This window comes from Xanthomonas sontii, assembly GCF_040529055.1.
Lineage (GTDB): Bacteria > Pseudomonadota > Gammaproteobacteria > Xanthomonadales > Xanthomonadaceae > Xanthomonas_A > Xanthomonas_A sontii.
The window spans coordinates 2,144,789-2,162,162 of the sequence record NZ_CP132342.1 but is presented as its reverse complement, the minus strand read 5'-3'; the positions used below and the strand labels follow the sequence as shown (position 1 = coordinate 2,162,162).

Genomic DNA, 17,374 nt, shown 5'->3' with positions numbered 1-17,374 from the left:
CAAGGCCCCTGTCGCGTTTCCGGGCAGCGCCGATCGGCCCCCGTGGTCCGCTCGGGCACCTGCGCGCGGCGGCTGCAGGCGGCCATGACGACACCAGCGGGCACCCAAGGCGAGGCAGGTGCGCGCGTCGCCAGGCAGCGCCAGTCCCGATCACTGGACGCCCAGCATGGCGCGCCTCCAGGCCGATCCCGGCGGAGTGCGACCCGCACCGCAGTCCCGGGAATTGGCGCCGATGCCCGTGGCCGGGCTTGCTAGGCTGGTCCCGTGCCCGCCCCGGGCCGCTTCCGCCGGGAACGCCATGTCTCTGTCCCTGCTGCGCCTGTTCGCTGCCGTCCTCGCCGTCGCTGCCGCACCTGCCACCGCGGCACCGGCCATCGTGTACGGGGTCAACGGCCACGACGGCCGCCCGGCCTACCCACTCAGCCAGAGCGAGGCGGTGTTCCGCCTGCTCGACCGGCGCAACCTGCGCAGCTACCGGTTCGACGTGGACCCGCGCAACTTCGCCGTGCTCGACCGGCTGGTGCAGCTCTCGCGCCAGTACAACATCGCGCTGCGGCCGATGGTGTATCCGATGTCGCGCGAGATCGGCTACGCGCTGGCGCGCCGCTATGCCAACGACATCAAGGTCTGGGAGATCGGCAACGAGCAGGACCTGGATCGTGCCGCCGCGCCGGCGCGGATCGCGGCCATGACCACGATGTACCGCGGCATGAAGCAGGCCTCCGACGAGGTGGGCGCCGGCCTGCAATTCACCATCAACATCACCGCCTGCAACAGCGACGACCATTCGGCCAGCGCGCGCTGCCCCGGCGACCGCAACGGCTCGCTGTGGTTCCTCGACCAGGCCAAGGCTGCTGGTTTCGACTTCGACCGGATCAGCTTCCACTACTACGCCTTCCACGGCGAGCGCGGCTACTGGATGGACCTGTATCTCGGACAGCTGCGCGCCGCCGCGCAGAAATACGGCACCAAGGTGTACGTCAACGAGCTCAACTGCGCCGAGATCTACACGGGCAACACCGATGGCGGCCATCCCGGCGACGGCGCCTGCTACGACAGCGTGGCGGACCTGCTGCAGACGCTGCGCAACGACTACGCCGACGTGGTCGCCGAGATCAATCTCTACGAACTGCTCGACCAGCCGGACCAGCAGGGCGCGGAGGCGCATTTCGGCCTGATGTACGACCTGGGCCGGCCGAAACCGACGCTGGACCTGCTGACCGACGCCGCCCGCTGAGGCCGCGGCGTCTTCGCACGGCGTGCTCGCCGCCTGCGGCTATGCTGCGGCGATGTTCGAACTGCATCGGGTCACCCGCCGCTACGGCGACATGCTGGCACTGGACCAGGTCGATCTTCGCATCGCCCCGGGCCGCACCACCGCGTTGATCGGTCCCAGCGGCGCCGGCAAGTCCAGCGTGCTGCGCCTGCTGCTGGGGCTGGAGTGGCCGGATAGCGGCGAGGTGCGCTTCCAGGGCGAGCCACTGCGTCGCGCCACCCTGTTGGCGCAGCGCCGGCGCATCGGCTACGTGATCCAGGAAGGCGGCCTATTCCCGCACCTGAGCGCCCGCGACAACGCCGCCCTGCTGGCGCGCACGCTGGGCTGGACGCGGCCGCGCATCGAGGCGCGCCTGCACGAGTTGGCCGAGTTGTGCCACCTGCCGGAAGCGCTGCTGACGCGTTATCCAGCCGAGTTGTCCGGTGGCCAGCGCCAGCGCGTCGGACTGATCCGCGCGCTGTTGCTGGACCCGCCGGTATTGCTGCTGGACGAACCGCTGGGCGCGCTCGACCCGATCGTGCGCCACGAACTGCAGACGCAGATGCGCGAACTGTTCGCGCTGCTCGGCAAGACCGTGGTGCTGGTGACCCACGACGTCGCCGAGGCCGCCTACCTGGGCGATACCCTGGTCCTGATGCGTGGCGGCCGCGTGCTGCAGGAAGGCAGCGCGCGCCAATTGCTGGAGGTGCCGGCCGATCCGTTCGTGAGCCAGTTCCTGCAGGCGCAGCGCACCCTGGAGGAGGCGCGATGACCTCGCGAGGCGCGCGCTGGCGCGCGATCGCGATGCTCGCCTTCGGTGCAGCAGCCAATCTGCTGAGCCTGCCGGCCGCCGCCGACACCAAGGTCGTGGTCGGCTCCAAGAACTTCACCGAAGCGGTGGTGCTGGGCGAGATCGCCGCCGGCGCCGGGCGCCAGGCCGGGGTCGAGGTCGAACATCGACGCCAGCTCGGTGGCACCCGCATCCTGTGGCGCGCGCTGGAGCAGGGTTCGATCGACGCCTATGCCGAGTACACCGGCACCCTGGCCGCCGAACTGCTGCACATGCCCGGCGCCGACGACGACGCGCTGCGGCAGGCGCTGGCGCAGCGCGGCCTGGCGATGAGCGCGCCGCTGGGCTTCGACAACACCTATGCGTTCGGCATGCGCCGGCAACGCGCGCAGGCGCTGGGCATCGCGCGCCTGTCCGACCTGGCCGCGCATCCGACGCTGAAGTTCGGACTGAGCAACGAATTCGTCTCGCGCGCCGACGGCTGGCCCGGCGTGCGCGACGCCTACGGTCTGCCGCAGGTGCCCACCGGTCTGGACCACGACCTCGCCTACCGCGCGCTGGACAGCGGCGCGATCGACCTCACCGACCTGTACAGCACCGACGCCGAGATCCCCGCGCACGACCTGCTGGTGCTGCAGGACGACAGGCATTACTTCCCACGCTACGCGGCGGTGTTCCTGTATCGCGCCGACCTGGGGCAGCGCGCGCCGCGCTTCGTGCAGGCGCTGCAGGGGCTGGGCGGGCGCATCGACGCGGCGACCATGCAGCGGCTCAACGCCGAAGCCAAGCTCGACAAGCGCGCCGAGAGCGCGATCGCCGCACACTGGCTGGGCATCGCCGCGCCGGCCGAGGACGGACGCCTGCCGAGGCTGCTGCAACGCACCCGCGAGCACCTGGCGCTGGTCGGACTGTCGCTGGGCCTGGCCCTGCTGGTGGCGCTGCCGCTGGGCATCCTGGCCGCGCACCGGCCACGGCTCGGCCAGGCGGTGCTGGCCCTGACCGGCGTGCTGCAGACGCTGCCGTCGCTGGCGGTATTCGTGTTCATGATCCCGCTGTTCGGCATCGGCGCCAAACCGGCGATCGCCGCGCTGTTCCTGTACAGCCTGCTGCCGATCGTGCGCAACATGCATGCCGGCATCACCGGCATCCCGCGCGAGCTGCGCGAGACTGCCGCCGCGCTCGGCTTGCCGCCGGGCACGCGGCTGTGGCGGATCGAACTGCCGCTGGCGCTGCGCACTCTCCTCGCCGGCATCAAGACCGCGGCGGTGATCAACGTCGGCACCGCGACCCTGGGCGCGTTGATCGGCGCCGGCGGCTACGGCCAGCCGATCCTCACCGGCATCCGCCTGGACGACCTCGGCCTGATCCTGGAAGGCGCGGTGCCGGCCGCGCTGCTGGCGTTGCTGGTCCAGGGCCTGTTCGAACTGCTGGAGCGGGTGCTGACCCCGCGTGGATTGCGCCTGGCGGCGCGGCGGTAGGTCAAGCCAGCACCGCGGGCATCAGCGATGTGGCCGGCCTTCGGCAACCCGCACCCGCGCTAAACGCATCACAGCGGCATCGGGTCGCGGCTGACGCCAGGCATCAAACAGGATCGGCGATGCGGACCAGTAGTCGATTGCCTTCCCATCGAAACCGAAGACAGACAACAACCGCACGCACGTGCGTTAAGCACGCGCCGCAGCCACCATCTCTTGCGCCAGGCCGCGCATCGCCTCCGGCGTCAACTGCAGATAGGGCGCGATGCGCAGGGCGCCATGGCGATGGGTGCAGATGACTTGCGCGTGCTGCAGCCATGGCAGCAAGGCCGGCATCGACGATGCTGGTGGGCGCAGCGCGTACAGGTGCGGCGCATGCCCAGGCACGGTCCAGTCGCCCGCGCCCAACGCGTGCAACTCCGCGTCGAATGCCGCACCAAGTGCGCCAAGCCGCTGCGCGATGCGCGCCGGCTGCCACTGCTGCACCTGCTGCAGCGCCGCGCTGGCCATCGCCAGGCGCAGCGGGTCGGCGACGCCGCCGGCATCGAAGCGACGCGCGCCGCTGCGGTATGGGGGCGGCGCCTCGGCCGGGAACTGCCAATCCGCCCCCGGGTCGCGCGCCTGCCAGTGCTGTTCGAACGGCACGCCGTGTGCGCGCCAGTGCGGCGAGGCCCACAGCCATGCCAACCCCATCGGTCCGAGCAGCCATTTGTGTCCGACCGAGACCAGGAAGTCCGGCCGCCAGGCATCCAGCCGGACCGGCAGCACGCCCAGGCTCTGGCTCAGGTCCAGCACCAGCATCGCGCCAACCGCATGTACGCGCGGCGCGATGCGGTCCAGATCCAACAGACTGCCGTCGCGCCAGTAGGCGTTGGGCAGGGTCGCCACGCGCACGCGCGGCTCTGCATCCAGCGTCGCCAGGACCGCCGCGGTCCAGTCCTGCCCAGGTGCGCGCCGCACCACCGCCAGGGACGCGCCGCTCTCGGCGCAGCGTTGCTGCCACGCCAGCAAATTCGATGGGAACTGGCCATCGAGCAGCAACACCGCATCGCCGGGCGCCAACGGCACCTGCCGCGCCGCGATGGCCAGGCCATAGGCGGCCGACGGCACCATCGCCACGCCCTCGCCGTCGCCCGAGAACACGGTGGCCGCGGCCAGCGCGCGCAGGTCTTCGATCTGCGCGCGCCAGGCATCGAAGGACGGCGTCCAGGGCGCGATCGACTCGGCCAGCGCCGCCTGCCCCGCGACCAGTGCACGGTGCAGGCGCGGCCCCTTGCTGGCGGTGTCCAGGTAGCGCACGCCGGGCGGCAGCGCGAACGCCTCCGCCGCGGTATCGAAGTCGACCAGGGCGCCGGCGGACGCCGAACCGGCAGGGTGGTGCAAAGCGCTCGTAGACATGTGGCTAGGGTAACGCCACGGTCCGCGACACGTGACGGTCCGTTCACGCCGCTGCGCTAAGACTGCATCGATGCAAGCGATCTCTCCGGCGTCACCGCCCTCGCCCATCGCATCCGTCGCGACGCTGGCGGACCGCCTGCGCCGCGTGCGCGCACGCAGCCGTCATCTCACCGCACCATTGAGCGAAGAAGACGCAATGGTGCAGAGCATGGACGACGCCAGCCCGGCCAAATGGCATCTGGCGCACACCACCTGGTTCTTCGAGCGGTTCGTGCTCGGCGCCGATCCGGCGTACCGCCCCCACGATCCGCAGTGGGACTACCTGTTCAACAGCTACTACCAGAGCATCGGTCCGGCGCATGCGCGGCCGCATCGCGGCCTGCTGTCGCGGCCATCGCTGGCGCAGGTGCTGGACTACCGCAGCGAGATCGAAACCCGCGTACTGGCGCAGTTGCAGGCCGGCACGCTGGAGCCGCAGACGCTGCAGATCCTGGAACTGGGCCTGCAGCACGAACAACAACACCAGGAACTGCTGCTTACCGACATCAAGCATGCGTTCTGGCGCAACCCGCTGGGTCCGGCGTATCGCGCGGATCTGGCGACGCAGCACGCGCCGGCGTCCCCGCTGCGCTGGCTGCAGCGCGATGAGCAGATCAGCGAGATCGGTGCCGCGCCGTGGCCGGCGCATGCCGACTTCGCCTACGACAACGAATCGCCGCGGCATCGCGTGCTGGTGCCGGCGCATGCGCTGGCCAGCCGCCCGGTGAGCAATGCCGAATACGCCGAGTTCATCGCCGACGGCGGCTACCGCACGGTCGGGCTGTGGCTCAGCGACGGCTGGGCCAAGCGTTGTGCCGAGGATTGGCAGCGCCCGCTGTACTGGCATGCCGACGGCACGCGCGAATTCACCCTCGGCGGCTGGCGCGAACGCGATCCGCATGCGCCGGTGTGCCATCTCAGCCTGTTCGAGGCCGATGCCTTCGCCCGCTGGGCCGGCGCGCGCCTGCCGACCGAGGCGGAGTGGGAACAGGCGGCCACCGGCGTCGCCATCGTCGGCAACTTCGTCGACACCGATGCACTGCATCCGCAGTCGACGGCGCCGGCCGACACCGGCCTGCAGCAGTTGTTCGGCGATGTCTGGGAATGGACCGGCAGCGCCTACCTGCCCTACCCCGGCTTCCGCCCGTGGTCGGGCACGCTGGGCGAATACAACGGCAAGTTCATGAACGCGCAGTGGGTGTTGCGCGGCGGCAGCTGCGCCACGCCGCGCGACCACATCCGCGCCAGCTACCGCAACTTCTTCCCCTCCGATGCGCGGTGGCAGTTCGCCGGCGTGCGCCTGGCCAAGGATTCCGCATGAATGCCGCAACCGCCCGTGCCCTCACCGAAGCCGCCCTCACCGACCTGCATCCGCAGCCGGACGACATCACCGCCGATGCGATCGCCGGCCTGTCGTGCAGCCCCAAGCAGCTGCCGTCCAAGTATTTCTACGACGCCGAGGGCTCGCGCCTGTTCGAGGCGATCACCCGCCAGCCCGAGTACTACCTGACCCGCACCGAGCTGGAGTTGCTGGAAGCGCGGATGCCGTCGATCGCGCAGGCGGTGGGCACCGGCGCGCACGTGGTGGAACTGGGCAGCGGCAGCGGCCGCAAGACCCAGTTGCTGCTGGACGGCCTGCGCATGCCGGTGGCGTACACGCCGATCGAGATTTCCCGCGACATGCTGATGTCCAGCACCACGCGGCTGGCCGAGCGCTTCCCGCACATCCAGATGCTGCCGGTGTGCGCCGACTTCACCGCGCCGGTGGCGCTGCCGGCACCACAGCGCGGCGCACGCCGCACCCTGGTGTTCTTCCCCGGCTCGACCCTGGGCAACTTCACCCGCGAGGACGGCATCGCCCTGCTGCGCTCGATGCGCCAGACCATGGGCGCGGACGGCTGCGCCCTGGTCGGCATCGACCTGGTGAAGCACACGGCGCTGCTGGAGGCGGCCTACAACGACGCCGCCGGGGTCACGGCCGAATTCACCCTGAACCTGCTGCGCCGGCTCAACCGCGAGATCGGCAGCGACTTCGACCTGGCGCAGTTCCGCCATCGCGCGGTGTACTCCGAAACGCGCCAGCGCATCGAAACCTTCCTGGTCAGCCAGCGCGCGCAGCAGGTGACCGTGGCCGGGCGCCGCTTCGATTTTGCCGAAGGCGAAGCGATGCAGGTCGAGTACAGCCACAAGTACACCGACCAGAGCTTTGCGGCGATGGCCGCCGAGGCCGGCCTGCGCGTCAGCCACGGCTGGAATGCGCAGGACGATGCGTTTGGGTTGCGGTTGCTGCAGAGCCGGGATCCGGGGCCCGGGGCCCGGGACCCGGAAAAGCCGTAGCCCTGCGAGACGCGGGACATCATGATGGTGTCCGCAGCAAAATCGCTATCAAGCGATTTTTTGTGGGAGGGGCTTCAGCCCCGACAGGCTTTGCCGGTAAAGCCCGTCGGGACTGAAGTCCCTCCCACAGTGCAATCGCAACCGCCTTGCACTCGCGGAAAAATCGCAGGTCCCGGGTCCCGGCTTTTCCGAGTAACCCTCAGGCCTGATACCCATTGCTGATCGGATAGCGCCGCTCGCGCCCGAACGCGCGGCGCGACACCTTCGGGCCCGGCGCGGCCTGGTGGCGCTTCCATTCGCTGATGCGCACCAGCCGCACCACCCGGTCGACCACCTCGGCGGCATAGCCGGCGGCGACGATCTCGTCGCGTGATTCTTCCTGGTCGACGTAGCGGTACAGGATGCCGTCGAGCACGTCGTACGGCGGTAGCGAATCCTGGTCGGTCTGGTTGGCGCGCAGCTCCGCCGAGGGCGGCCGCGCGATCACCGCCGGCGGGATCACCGGCGCACCGCCGACCGTGTTGCGCCACTTCGCCAGGCCGAACACCTCGGTCTTGTACAGGTCCTTCAGCGGCGCATAGCCGCCGCACATGTCGCCGTAGATGGTAGCGTAGCCCACCGCGTACTCGCTCTTGTTGCCGGTGGTCAGCAGCAGGCCGCCGAACTTGTTGGCCAGCGCCATCAGGATCACGCCGCGGCTGCGCGACTGCAGGTTCTCCTCGGTGACGTCGGGCTCGGTGCCGGCGAACAGCGGGCCGAGCGCGCTCAGCAGGCCCTCGAACGCCGGCTCGATCGCCACCGTCTCCAGCTTCACGCCGAGGACGCGGCATTGATCCGCGGCCAGGTCGTTGGACAGGTCGGCGGTGTAGCGCGACGGCAGCCGCACCGCGGTGACGTTGTCCGCGCCAAGCGCGTCCACCGCCATCGCCAGCACCAGCGCCGAATCGATGCCGCCGGACAGGCCCAGCCAGGCCTTGGAAAAGCGATTCTTTGCGCAATAGTCCTGCAGCCCGCGTACCACAGCGCGCCAGGCCAGCGCATCCATGCTCTCGTCGCCGTCGTCGGTCCAGCGCAGCGGCGCGAAGCGGCGCACGGCGGTGTCGTACTCCACCACCAGCCATTGGTCGGTGAAGGCCGCCGCGGCCGGATGCACGGTGCCGTCGCCGTCGGCGACCACCGAAGCGCCGTCGAACACCAGCGCGTCCTGGCCGCCGACCACGTTGAGATAGGCCAGCGCCGCGCCGCTCTCGCGGCTGCGTTCGGCCAGCAAGGCATCGCGCTGCGCATGCTTGCCGCGCTCGTAGGGCGAGGCATTGGGCACCAGCACCAGTTCCGCGCCTGCCCGCACGGTCGCCGCCAGCGGCTCCGGGAACCACAGGTCCTCGCAGATCACCAGGCCGACCGGCGTGCCCTTGACCTCGAACACGCAGTTCTCACCGTCCGGGTCCACGTCGAAATAGCGGCGCTCGTCGAACACCGCGTAGTTGGGCAGTTCGCGCTTGCGGTAGGTGCGCTCGATGCGGCCGCCGCGCAGCACGCTGGCGGCGTTGTAGACCACGCTGCCGGCGCTCTGCGGCCAGCCGACCACCGCGACGATGCCACGCACCTGTGCGGCGATGCGCTGCACCGCGCGCTCGCAGTCGGCCAGGAAACCCGGCCGCAGCAGCAGGTCTTCCGGCGGATAACCGCTGACCGCCAGCTCCGGGAACAGCACCACGTCGGCGCCGTACTCGTCGCGCGCCTCCTCGATCAACGCGATGATCCGGTCGGTGTTCTGGACGACGGCGCCAACCGGGAAATCGAACTGGGCCATGGCGAGGCGGAGGGAAGCGGACATAGGCGACCTTGCAGGAACGAATGGAAGACCGTCAGGCGCCACACGAGCGCATCGCACCTGCCGCGGCGCCGTTGCATCGCACGGCGCCATGCGCAGTGTAGCGCTGTGCCGGGTTGCGGCCGATGATGCGCGTGCCGCCACGTTGGAGTGTGGGCATGGAGTCCGGGCAGGCCGCATCTTGGATGCGCACATGGCGGCAGCCGCGGCGCTGCCGTAGGCCGCTCTCTCCGCTGCACGCGCCGGAGAAAGCCGCTTGGCCAGGCACCCCGCGTCGCGACTGAAGGGCACCTCTAAAAACCCCGCCTTTGGCATCATTGGTCTGGAGAACACGCCGAGGACGCCACGATGATCAGCCTGTTTGCCGGCCACGAACGCGAAGCCAAGCGGCAGCAGATCGGCGATCCTCTGGCTCTGCTGTCACGGCATATCGACTTTGCCGGGATTGCTCACGTCGTAGACGCGAAGCTGTCCTTGGGTACTGGCAAGCGCGGTGGCCGTCCGGCTTGGCCGACGCAGGTGATGATCAAGCTGCTGCTGTTGCAGCAGTTGTACAACCTCTCCGACGATGCGCTGGAGTACCAGGTGCTGGATCGGCGCAGCTTCCAGCAATTCCTCGGACTGGAACACAGCGGCAAGGTGCCCGACGCCAAGACGATCTGGGTGTGGCGCGAACGGCTCAAGACCAAGGATCTGATGGGCGACATCAGCGCGGCGATCGGTGAGCAATTGCAACGTGCCGGGTTCATTGCCCGCGGCGGTCAGATCATCGACGCCAGCATCGTCAGCGCTCCGATCCAGCGCAACACGCGCGAAGAGAACGCGCAGATCAAGCAGGGCGATGACGTCGGCCAGGACTGGAGCGATGCCAAGCGTGCGCAGAAGGATATGCAGGCACGTTGGACCAGGAAGCATGGGGTGGCGTTCTACGGCTACAAGCTGCACGCCAGCACGGACCGTCGCTGGGGCTTCATCCGCCGCTACGACGTGAGCGCGGCCAACGTGCACGACAGCCGTCACTTCGAGCAGGTGCTGGACCCGGACAACACCGGCCGCACGGTATGGGCCGATAGCGGGTATGCCGATGCAGCGCGGGAAGCAGACCTGAAAAGGCGTGGTTACCGCCCCGCGATCCAACATCAAGGGCATGCGCGCAAGCCCTTGAGCGAGGCAGCAAAGCGCCGGAACCGTCGAATTGCCAAGGATCGGGTGTTCGGCGAGCACCCGTTTGCGCGCTTGGCCCAACAAGGCGGCAAGTTCGTACGCTGCATCGGCTTGGCGCGGGCAAAGGTGGTGATCGGGCTGAAGGTCGCCAGCCATAACGTGATGCGGCTGGCACGGCTACAGGAGCGGGCCATGGCGCCAGCGTGATCGGCTGAGGTAGCCCAGCGGCCACCTCAGCCTCCCAACCACCACGATCAGGCGCCGCTCTGGTGCCGTTGCGACAGATGCTACCCCTGGCTCCAGGTCGTGGCAGGTTGTTCGAGGTGCCCTGAAGTCGCTTCCACAATCGAGCAACATGCACGACCAATAGAAATCGCTGGTGCATGCGCCGCGCGTCGCCGCCGAAGCCGCGCTCTCTCCAGGGACAGCACGTGCCGAGGCGTCACTGTGGGAGGGACTTCAGTCCCGACTGCAATCAACCCCGAAGCGCCGGCCAGCCACCGCCATGTGCTTCAGCGAATGCCAGCGCCAGTCCGCTCAAGGCGCCGCCGGCGCCAACGCCGCAACAGCATCACCACTCCCGCACATAACCCGAGCGCGGCGAGGCCCAGCACCGCCATGCGCACGCCGACGCCATGCTGGAACACCACGTCCTTGCCCTCGCCGTCGAGCGTGTAGGCGACCACGTAGTCGCCCATCGTGCCCATGCCTTCGCGCCCGCCGGCCGCGATCACCACGTACTGCTTGCCCCCCACCGCATAGACCGAAGGCGTGGCCTGGCCACCGGCCGGCAGCTTGGCCTCCCACAGGGTCTTGCCGGTGGCGCTGTCGAGCGCGCGCAGGCGCGCATCGGCCGCCGCGGCAATGAAGGTCAGGCCACTGGCCGTGGTCACCGCGCCACCGAGCAGCGGCGTGCCCACCTCCAGCGGCAGCCACGGCAGCTTCTCTTCCAGGGTGCCGAGCGGGCGTTCCCAGGCGATCTTGCGCGTGCGCAGGTCCACCGCCACCAGTCGCCCCCACGGTGGCTTGACGCAGGGAATGCCACCGGACGAGCTCAACATGCCGCGGCGCATGTAGTACGGCGTGCCTTCCATGTCGTTGAACTGCTGGTCCGGATGGCGCGCGCGCTCGGCCTTGCTGAATTGCTCACGCGGGATCAGCGCCACCTGCATCGGCAGGTCCGACACCGGCATGATCGCCAGCTGGCGCTGTGGATCCACCGCGATGCCGCCCCAGTTCACGCCGCCGGCCCAACCCGGCAGCGCGATCGTGCCGCGCACGCTGGGCGGGGTGAACAGGCCTTCCGAGCGCAGCCCGGCGATCAGCGCTGCGCATTCGCGGCGCGCGCCGGGCGTCGCCCCCCAGGCGTCGGCGGCAGTCAGCGGCGTGTGCCGCGCCAGGCGCAGCCCCGGTTCGGGCATCGGCTGGGTCGGCGAGGCGCGTTCGCCCGGCACGTCGGAAGCCGGTACCGGCACCTCGCTGATCGGGAACAGCGGCGTGCCGTCGCGGCGATCGAAGGCGAACAGGAAGCCGGTCTTGGTCGCCTGCAGCACCGCCGCGCGCGGTCCCTGCGCAGTCTGCACCTTGGTCAGCACCGGCTGCGAGGCCAGGTCGTAGTCCCACAGATCGTGATGCACCAACTGCTGCGCCCACACCCGGCGCCCGCTGCGCAGGTCCAGCGCCACCAGCGAGTCGGTGTCACGGTTGTCGCCCAGGCGCTCGCCGCCGTAATAGTCCGGGCTGGCCGAGCCGGTCGGTACGTAGACCAGACCCAGCGCGGGATCCACCGACAGCGGCGCCCAGGCATTGCCGCCGCCGACCGTGGCCGCCTGCTCCGGCTGCCAGCCGGCGGCGGTGGCCTTGGCCGGATCGCGCGGTACCGGATCCCAGCGCCACAGTTCGCGGCCGCTGCGCGCGTCGTAGCCACGCACCACGCCCTGCTCCAGCGCATGCCCGCGGTTGTCGCCGATCGAGCTGCCGACCACCAGCACGTCGCCGGCCACCACCGGTGGCGAGGTCACCGCATAGTTGGCCCAGGCATCGCTGGCGTTGTCGTGCACATCGATGCCGGCATGCAGGTCGATCGTGCCGTCCTTGCCGAACCCGGCGCAGGGCTTGCCGTCGGCGGCATCCAGCGCGATCAGCCGCGCATCCAGGGTGCCGTACACGATGCGCTCGCGGCACGCGCCGGCCGTCGCCTGGGTGTCGCGCCAGAAACTCACCCCGCGCGAGGCCGGGTCGCTGTAGTGCTTGTTGCGCGGCACCTTGGCATCGAAGGACCACCGTTCGCGGCCGCTCGCCGCATCCAGCGCGAAGGCGATGCCGGTCCCGGTGGTGAGGTACATGCGCCCACCCAGCACCAGCGGATTGGCCTCGAAGCGGCGCCGCTCCGGATCGGGCAGGCCCGCGCCGAGTTCGCCGGTGCGGAACGACCAGGCGATACGCAGCCGGCCGATGTTGTCCGGGGTGATCTGGGTCAGCGGCGAGTACTGCCCGCCGCCGGGCGCGCCGGCATAACTGGCCCAGTCGCCTGGCGCCGCCGCGCAGATACCACCGATACCCATCGCCATGCCCGCCCCGCATACCGCTGCCCGCCATCGCCTGATCACGCATCCGCTCCTGTCGCTGCCGAAGAAAGTGGCGGCAGTGTCGGCAGAGTGCCGGACCGTGTCGGCAACGCAGGGACGGCACCACCCGGCCAGGGGACCAATGGCGGGGCCGCAGGGACGAATGGCGACCAAGGGGATGGCGCAACTGCTTGATTGCGCAGACGTTGGCGGGGCAGCAGTGCGTGCCCGCCCCATCCGCCTCGTCGCGCCAGGGACACTGCGGCAGTGCCGCGTACCGGATCCTCTAAACGGAAAAGGCCTCGCTCGCGCGAGGCCCTTGCGGACAGCGGCGGCGACAACGACGCACCCGAAGGCGGGTCGCTGCCGCAGCGCTGACGGCTTACTTCACCAGCGAGGCGATTGCCGCACCCAGGTCGCCCGGCGAGCGGACGGTCTTGACGCCAGCGGCTTCCATCGCCGCGAACTTGCCCTCGGCCGTGCCCTTGCCGCCCGAGGCGATCGCACCGGCGTGGCCCATGCGCTTGCCGGCCGGGGCCGAAGCACCGGCGATAAAGCCGACCACCGGCTTCTTGACGTGCTTGGCGATGTACTCGGCACCGGCTTCCTCGGCGTCGCCGCCGATTTCGCCGACCATGATGATGCCTTCGGTCTGCGGATCTTCGTTGAACAGCTTGAGGCAGTCGACGAAGTTCAGGCCGTTGATCGGGTCGCCGCCGATGCCGATGCAGGTGGACTGGCCCAGGCCGACCTCGGTGGTCTGCTTGACCGCTTCATAGGTCAGTGTGCCCGAACGCGAGACGATGCCGATCTTGCCCGGCTTGTGGATGTGGCCCGGCATGATGCCGATCTTGCACTCGCCCGGGGTGATCACGCCGGGGCAGTTCGGCCCGATCAGCACGGTCTCCGGGAAGGAGCGGGTCAGCACGTTCTTGACGCGCAGCATGTCCAGCACCGGGATGCCTTCGGTGATGCAGACGATGACCTTGATGCCGGCCGCGGCCGCTTCCAGGATCGCGTCGGCCGCGAACGGCGGCGGCACGTAGATCACCGAGGCATCGGCGCCGGTGCTCTGCACGGCATCGGCCACGGTGTTGAACACCGGCAGGTCGATGTGGGTGGTGCCGCCCTTGCCCGGCGTGACGCCGCCGACGACCTGGGTGCCGTACTCGATCATCTGAGTGGCGTGGAAGGTGCCCTGCTGGCCGGTGAAGCCCTGCACGATCACCTTGGTGTTCTTGTTGATCAAAACAGACATTGGAGTTCCTTGGTGTCGTGGATCAGGCAGCGTTCTTGACAGCTTCAACGACCTTCTTGGCGCCGTCGTTGATGTTGTCGGCCGGGATGATGGCCATGCCGCTGTCGCGCAGCAGCTGCTTGCCTTCTTCCACGTTGGTGCCTTCCAGGCGCACCACGACCGGCACCTTGACGCCCACTTCCTTGACCGCCGCGATGATGCCCTCGGCGATCATGTCGCAGCGGACGATGCCGCCGAAGATGTTGACGAAGATGCCTTCGACCTTGTCCGAGGACAGGATCAGCTTGAACGCCTCGATCACGCGCTGCTTGTTGGCGCCGCCGCCCACGTCCAGGAAGTTCGCCGGCTCGCCGCCGTTGAGCTTGATCACGTCCATGGTCGCCATGGCCAGACCGGCACCGTTGACCATGCAGCCGATGTTGCCGTCCATGGTGACGTAGTTGATGTCCAGCTCCGAAGCGGTCACTTCGGTCTCGTCTTCCTGGGACTTGTCGCGCATGGCGACCAGTTCCTTGTGGCGGAAGTTGGCGTTGTCGTCGCTGTTGAACTTGCCGTCCAGCGCGTAGAGGTTGCCGTCGTCGAGGATGGCCAGCGGATTGATCTCCACCAGCGCCAGATCCTTCTCGTTGAAGATGCGGTACAGGTTGACCATGATGCTGGCGAACTGGCCGGCCTGCTTGGCGGTCAGGCCCATCTTGAAGCCGATGTCGCGGCCGTGGTAACCCTGCACGCCCTCGACGAAGTCGACGTTGAGGGTGTGGATCTTGTCCGGGGTCTCGGCGGCGACCTGTTCGATCTCCATGCCGCCTTCGCTCGATGCGATGTAGCTGATGGTGCGGGTGCCGCGGTCGACCAGCACCGACAGGTACAGCTCCTTGACGATCTCGCCGGCGGTGGTCACCAGCACCAGGTTGATCGGCAGCTCGACGCCGGCGGTCTGGTAGGTGGCCATCTTGGTGCCGAGCAGCTTCTCGGCAACGGCCTTCACATCGTCGGTGGTCTTGCAGAACTTGACGCCGCCGGCCTTGCCGCGGCCACCTGCGTGGATCTGCGCCTTGACCATCCAAGGGCCAGCGCCAAGCGACTTGGCGGCTTCAACCGCTTCTTCCGGAGTCGCCGCGACCTTGCCGGCCGGGACCGGGATGCCGTACTCGGCAAGCAGTTGTTTTGCCTGATATTCGTGGAAATTCATGCGTCACCGTGGGAAAAGGAACGGCCGTCCCGCAGCGATCCGGGCCCTGAGTGGCGGCCGGGAGCGGTACGGACGGGACGCCTATTGTCGCCGACCGAGGGCGGCGGCGCAAAAGCGCCGGCGGCCTGGCCCGACCGAGGCCTCCGGCGGGGTCCGCGGTGGCACCGCCGGGTGGAGCAGGCACTCGGGCGCCCACGCCTTGCTGCCCTCACCCCGCGATCTTGTCCTTGGCCCTTGCCCCGATCCGGCGCCGGGCCGCCGGCGACGGCAATCGCGGTTTCCCCGTCTAGGGCGGTGACGGCCCAGGCAGGTCGCCACCGCCCCGGTCGCCCTCCGCGTAGACGGCGCCGCCCCTATACTCGCGCCGTCCGCTGTCCGCCCGGAGTCCGGCTTGCCCACCAGCGCCTCGCTCATCGATCGCATCGAGTCCATTCCGCGCCGCGAGCTGTACTTCTTCGCGCTGTACCGGGTGCTGGTGGCCGGGCTGATCGCCGCCCTGGTGTTCAGCCCGCTCAGCGTACTGGTGGGCGAACCGCGCTACCCGCAACTGGCCGCCACCTTGTCCACCGCCTACCTGGCGGTGGCCCTGGCGTTGCTGATGTGGGGGCGCAACGAGGCGCACCTGGCGCCCATCGTCGGTTTCAGCGCCTTGGCCGACATCGTCGCCGCGACCCTGGCCGCGCATGCCCTGCCCGCGGCCAGCGCCGGCATCGCGATGATGCTGCTGTTCAACGTCGCCGCCGCGGCGATGCTGCTGCGCCTGCGCGGCGGCATCGCCATCGCCCTGATCGCCTCGGCGGCGACGCTGGCCGAATACGTCTGGAGCGTGCTGGACGGCGCCGACAACACCCGCAGCCTGGCCGAACTGGCGATGTTCGCCACCAGCTACCTGGCGGTGGCCTACATCTGCAACCGGATCGGCCAGCGTGCGCGCACCAGCCAGCACCTGGCCGAGCGCCGTGGCGCCGAGGTGGCCAATCTCTACGAAATCAACGAACTGATCATCCGCCGCATGCGCACCGGGGTGCTGGTGGTGGACGCGCAGAACCGGGTGACGCTGGCCAACGAGGCCGCGTCGGCCCTGCTCGGCGATACCGACGGCAACAGCGGCAGCGGCCGGCTGGATCTGGCCAGCGCCGCGCCGGAACTGGCCCGGCGCCTGCAGCGCTGGCGCAACGGCTGGAACCAGGACGAAAGCCCGCTGCAGCTGTCGCCGGACCAGCCGGAGGTGCAGCCGCGCTTCGCCCGGCTGCTGGCCGAAGGCGACCTGACCCTGGTGTTCCTCGACGACGCCACGGTGGTGTCGCGGCGCGCCGAATCGCTGACGCTGTCGGCGCTGGGCCGCTTCTCGGCGAGCCTGGCCCACGAGATCCGCAACCCGCTGGCCGCGATCAACTACGCCTCGCAGCTGCTGGAGGAATCGCCGGCGATCGGCGATGCCGACCGCCGCCTGCTGCAGATCATCCACCAGCAGTGCCAGCGCACCAACGGCATCGTCGAGAGCGTGCTCGGCCTGGCCCGGCGCGAACGTTCCAATCCGGAGAACCTGGACCTGGGCGCGTTCGTGCGCCGCTTCGTCCTGGAATACCGGCAGACCCTGTCGATCGAGACCGACAGCCTCGAAGCGATCCTCGCCCCGCAGCCGGTGCACGCGCTGGTCGACCCCAAACACCTGCACCAGATCCTCAGCGCGCTGGTGCACAACGCGCTCAAGTACGGGCGGGTGATGGAGGAGCCGGCGCGGGTGCGCCTGCGCGTGGCGCTGCAGGAGCGCAACGCCATCGTCGACGTCATGGACCGCGGCCCCGGCATCCCCGAGGCGGTGGCGGCACAGCTGTTCCGGCCGTTCTTCACCACCTCCGAGCACGGCACCGGGCTGGGCCTGTACATCGCCCGCGAGCTGTGCCGGGCCAACCAGGCGCGGTTGGAGTACGTGCCGGTGCCGGCCGGCGGCGCCTGCTTCCGCGTCGCCCTGCCCGGCCCGCACGCCATGCTCAGCGGCTGACAGGTGAGAATCGCTCCGCCAGCGCGCGGCCGGCGCCGGTAAATTGGCGCATGCACCGGT

General features: G+C 69.5%; 12 protein-coding genes. 7 read left to right on the top strand and 5 right to left on the bottom strand.

Annotation, left to right across the window (positions count from 1 at the left end; translation table 11 throughout):
* The first annotated feature begins 298 nt into the window (after positions 1-298).
* The 3 genes from RAB70_RS09130 to RAB70_RS09120 are packed head-to-tail and all read left to right on the top strand — an operon-like array spanning position 299 to position 3,523.
* Positions 299-1,237, top strand: a complete 939-nt coding sequence (locus RAB70_RS09130) for a hypothetical protein (protein WP_017911682.1) — start codon at positions 299-301, stop codon at positions 1,235-1,237.
* A gap of 52 nt (positions 1,238-1,289) precedes the next feature.
* Positions 1,290-2,027, top strand: coding sequence for an ATP-binding cassette domain-containing protein (locus RAB70_RS09125; RefSeq protein ID WP_148829521.1), 738 nt, complete (start codon positions 1,290-1,292; stop codon positions 2,025-2,027).
* Positions 2,028-2,059: 32 nt separating this feature from the next.
* A complete protein-coding gene (locus RAB70_RS09120; RefSeq protein WP_192578969.1) occupies positions 2,060-3,523 on the top strand; it encodes a glycine betaine ABC transporter substrate-binding protein in 1,464 nt (487 codons plus the stop codon).
* A 186-nt stretch (positions 3,524-3,709) separates the two neighbouring features.
* Here RAB70_RS09120 and RAB70_RS09115 read toward each other — a convergent pair whose 3' ends face one another.
* Entirely contained in the window at positions 3,710-4,903 is a 1,194-nt protein-coding gene (locus tag RAB70_RS09115) for an aminotransferase class V-fold PLP-dependent enzyme (protein ID WP_148829522.1), read from the bottom strand.
* 85 nt (positions 4,904-4,988) lie between these two features.
* Here RAB70_RS09115 and egtB point away from each other — a divergent pair, with 85 nt between their 5' ends.
* A complete protein-coding gene (gene egtB / locus RAB70_RS09110; RefSeq protein WP_148829519.1) occupies positions 4,989-6,278 on the top strand; it encodes an ergothioneine biosynthesis protein EgtB in 1,290 nt (429 codons plus the stop codon).
* Positions 6,275-7,294 (top strand): L-histidine N(alpha)-methyltransferase, encoded by a 1,020-nt coding sequence (egtD, locus tag RAB70_RS09105; protein WP_148829518.1) that lies wholly within the window; start codon positions 6,275-6,277, stop codon positions 7,292-7,294. The genes egtB and egtD overlap by 4 nt, the downstream gene beginning before the upstream one ends.
* Before the next feature lie 199 nt (positions 7,295-7,493).
* On the opposite strand, the gene RAB70_RS09100 is transcribed toward egtD, so the two are convergent.
* On the bottom strand, positions 7,494-9,131 hold the full coding sequence (locus RAB70_RS09100; RefSeq protein ID WP_148829517.1) for an NAD+ synthase: 1,638 nt from the start codon (positions 9,129-9,131) through the stop codon (positions 7,494-7,496).
* 345 nt (positions 9,132-9,476) lie between these two features.
* Between RAB70_RS09100 and RAB70_RS09095 the strand changes: the two genes are divergently transcribed.
* Positions 9,477-10,499, top strand: coding sequence for an IS5 family transposase (locus tag RAB70_RS09095; protein ID WP_148829423.1), 1,023 nt, complete (start codon positions 9,477-9,479; stop codon positions 10,497-10,499).
* 305 nt (positions 10,500-10,804) lie between these two features.
* Here RAB70_RS09095 and RAB70_RS09090 read toward each other — a convergent pair whose 3' ends face one another.
* The 3 genes from RAB70_RS09090 to sucC all read right to left on the bottom strand — a co-directional run bounded on the left by RAB70_RS09090 (position 10,805) and on the right by sucC (position 15,309).
* Positions 10,805-12,862, bottom strand: a complete 2,058-nt coding sequence (locus tag RAB70_RS09090) for a pyrroloquinoline quinone-dependent dehydrogenase (RefSeq protein ID WP_148828466.1) — start codon at positions 12,860-12,862, stop codon at positions 10,805-10,807.
* 379 nt (positions 12,863-13,241) lie between these two features.
* Positions 13,242-14,117, bottom strand: coding sequence for a succinate--CoA ligase subunit alpha (gene sucD / locus RAB70_RS09085; protein WP_026144653.1), 876 nt, complete (start codon positions 14,115-14,117; stop codon positions 13,242-13,244).
* A gap of 22 nt (positions 14,118-14,139) precedes the next feature.
* Positions 14,140-15,309 (bottom strand): ADP-forming succinate--CoA ligase subunit beta, encoded by a 1,170-nt coding sequence (gene sucC, locus RAB70_RS09080; RefSeq protein WP_010342227.1) that lies wholly within the window; start codon positions 15,307-15,309, stop codon positions 14,140-14,142.
* Between the two features lie 391 nt (positions 15,310-15,700).
* Here sucC and RAB70_RS09075 point away from each other — a divergent pair, with 391 nt between their 5' ends.
* Entirely contained in the window at positions 15,701-17,314 is a 1,614-nt protein-coding gene (locus RAB70_RS09075) for a PAS domain-containing sensor histidine kinase (protein WP_148828467.1), read from the top strand.
* The last annotated feature ends 60 nt before the right edge of the window (positions 17,315-17,374 follow it).

Bases quoted from the DNA above. Each gene is read 5' to 3' on its own strand.
- RAB70_RS09130 (WP_017911682.1), top strand. From the start codon at position 299: ATGTCTCTGTCCCTGCTGCGCCTGTTCGCTGCCGTCCTCGCCGTCGCT.
- RAB70_RS09125 (WP_148829521.1), top strand. From the start codon at position 1,290: ATGTTCGAACTGCATCGGGTCACCCGCCGCTACGGCGACATGCTGGCA.
- RAB70_RS09120 (WP_192578969.1), top strand. From the start codon at position 2,060: ATGCTCGCCTTCGGTGCAGCAGCCAATCTGCTGAGCCTGCCGGCCGCC.
- egtB (WP_148829519.1), top strand. From the start codon at position 4,989: ATGCAAGCGATCTCTCCGGCGTCACCGCCCTCGCCCATCGCATCCGTC.
- egtD (WP_148829518.1), top strand. From the start codon at position 6,275: ATGAATGCCGCAACCGCCCGTGCCCTCACCGAAGCCGCCCTCACCGAC.
- RAB70_RS09100 (WP_148829517.1), bottom strand. From the start codon at position 9,131: ATGTCCGCTTCCCTCCGCCTCGCCATGGCCCAGTTCGATTTCCCGGTT.
- RAB70_RS09095 (WP_148829423.1), top strand. From the start codon at position 9,477: ATGATCAGCCTGTTTGCCGGCCACGAACGCGAAGCCAAGCGGCAGCAG.
- RAB70_RS09090 (WP_148828466.1), bottom strand. From the start codon at position 12,862: ATGGCGATGGGTATCGGTGGTATCTGCGCGGCGGCGCCAGGCGACTGG.
- sucD (WP_026144653.1), bottom strand. From the start codon at position 14,117: ATGTCTGTTTTGATCAACAAGAACACCAAGGTGATCGTGCAGGGCTTC.
- sucC (WP_010342227.1), bottom strand. From the start codon at position 15,309: ATGAATTTCCACGAATATCAGGCAAAACAACTGCTTGCCGAGTACGGC.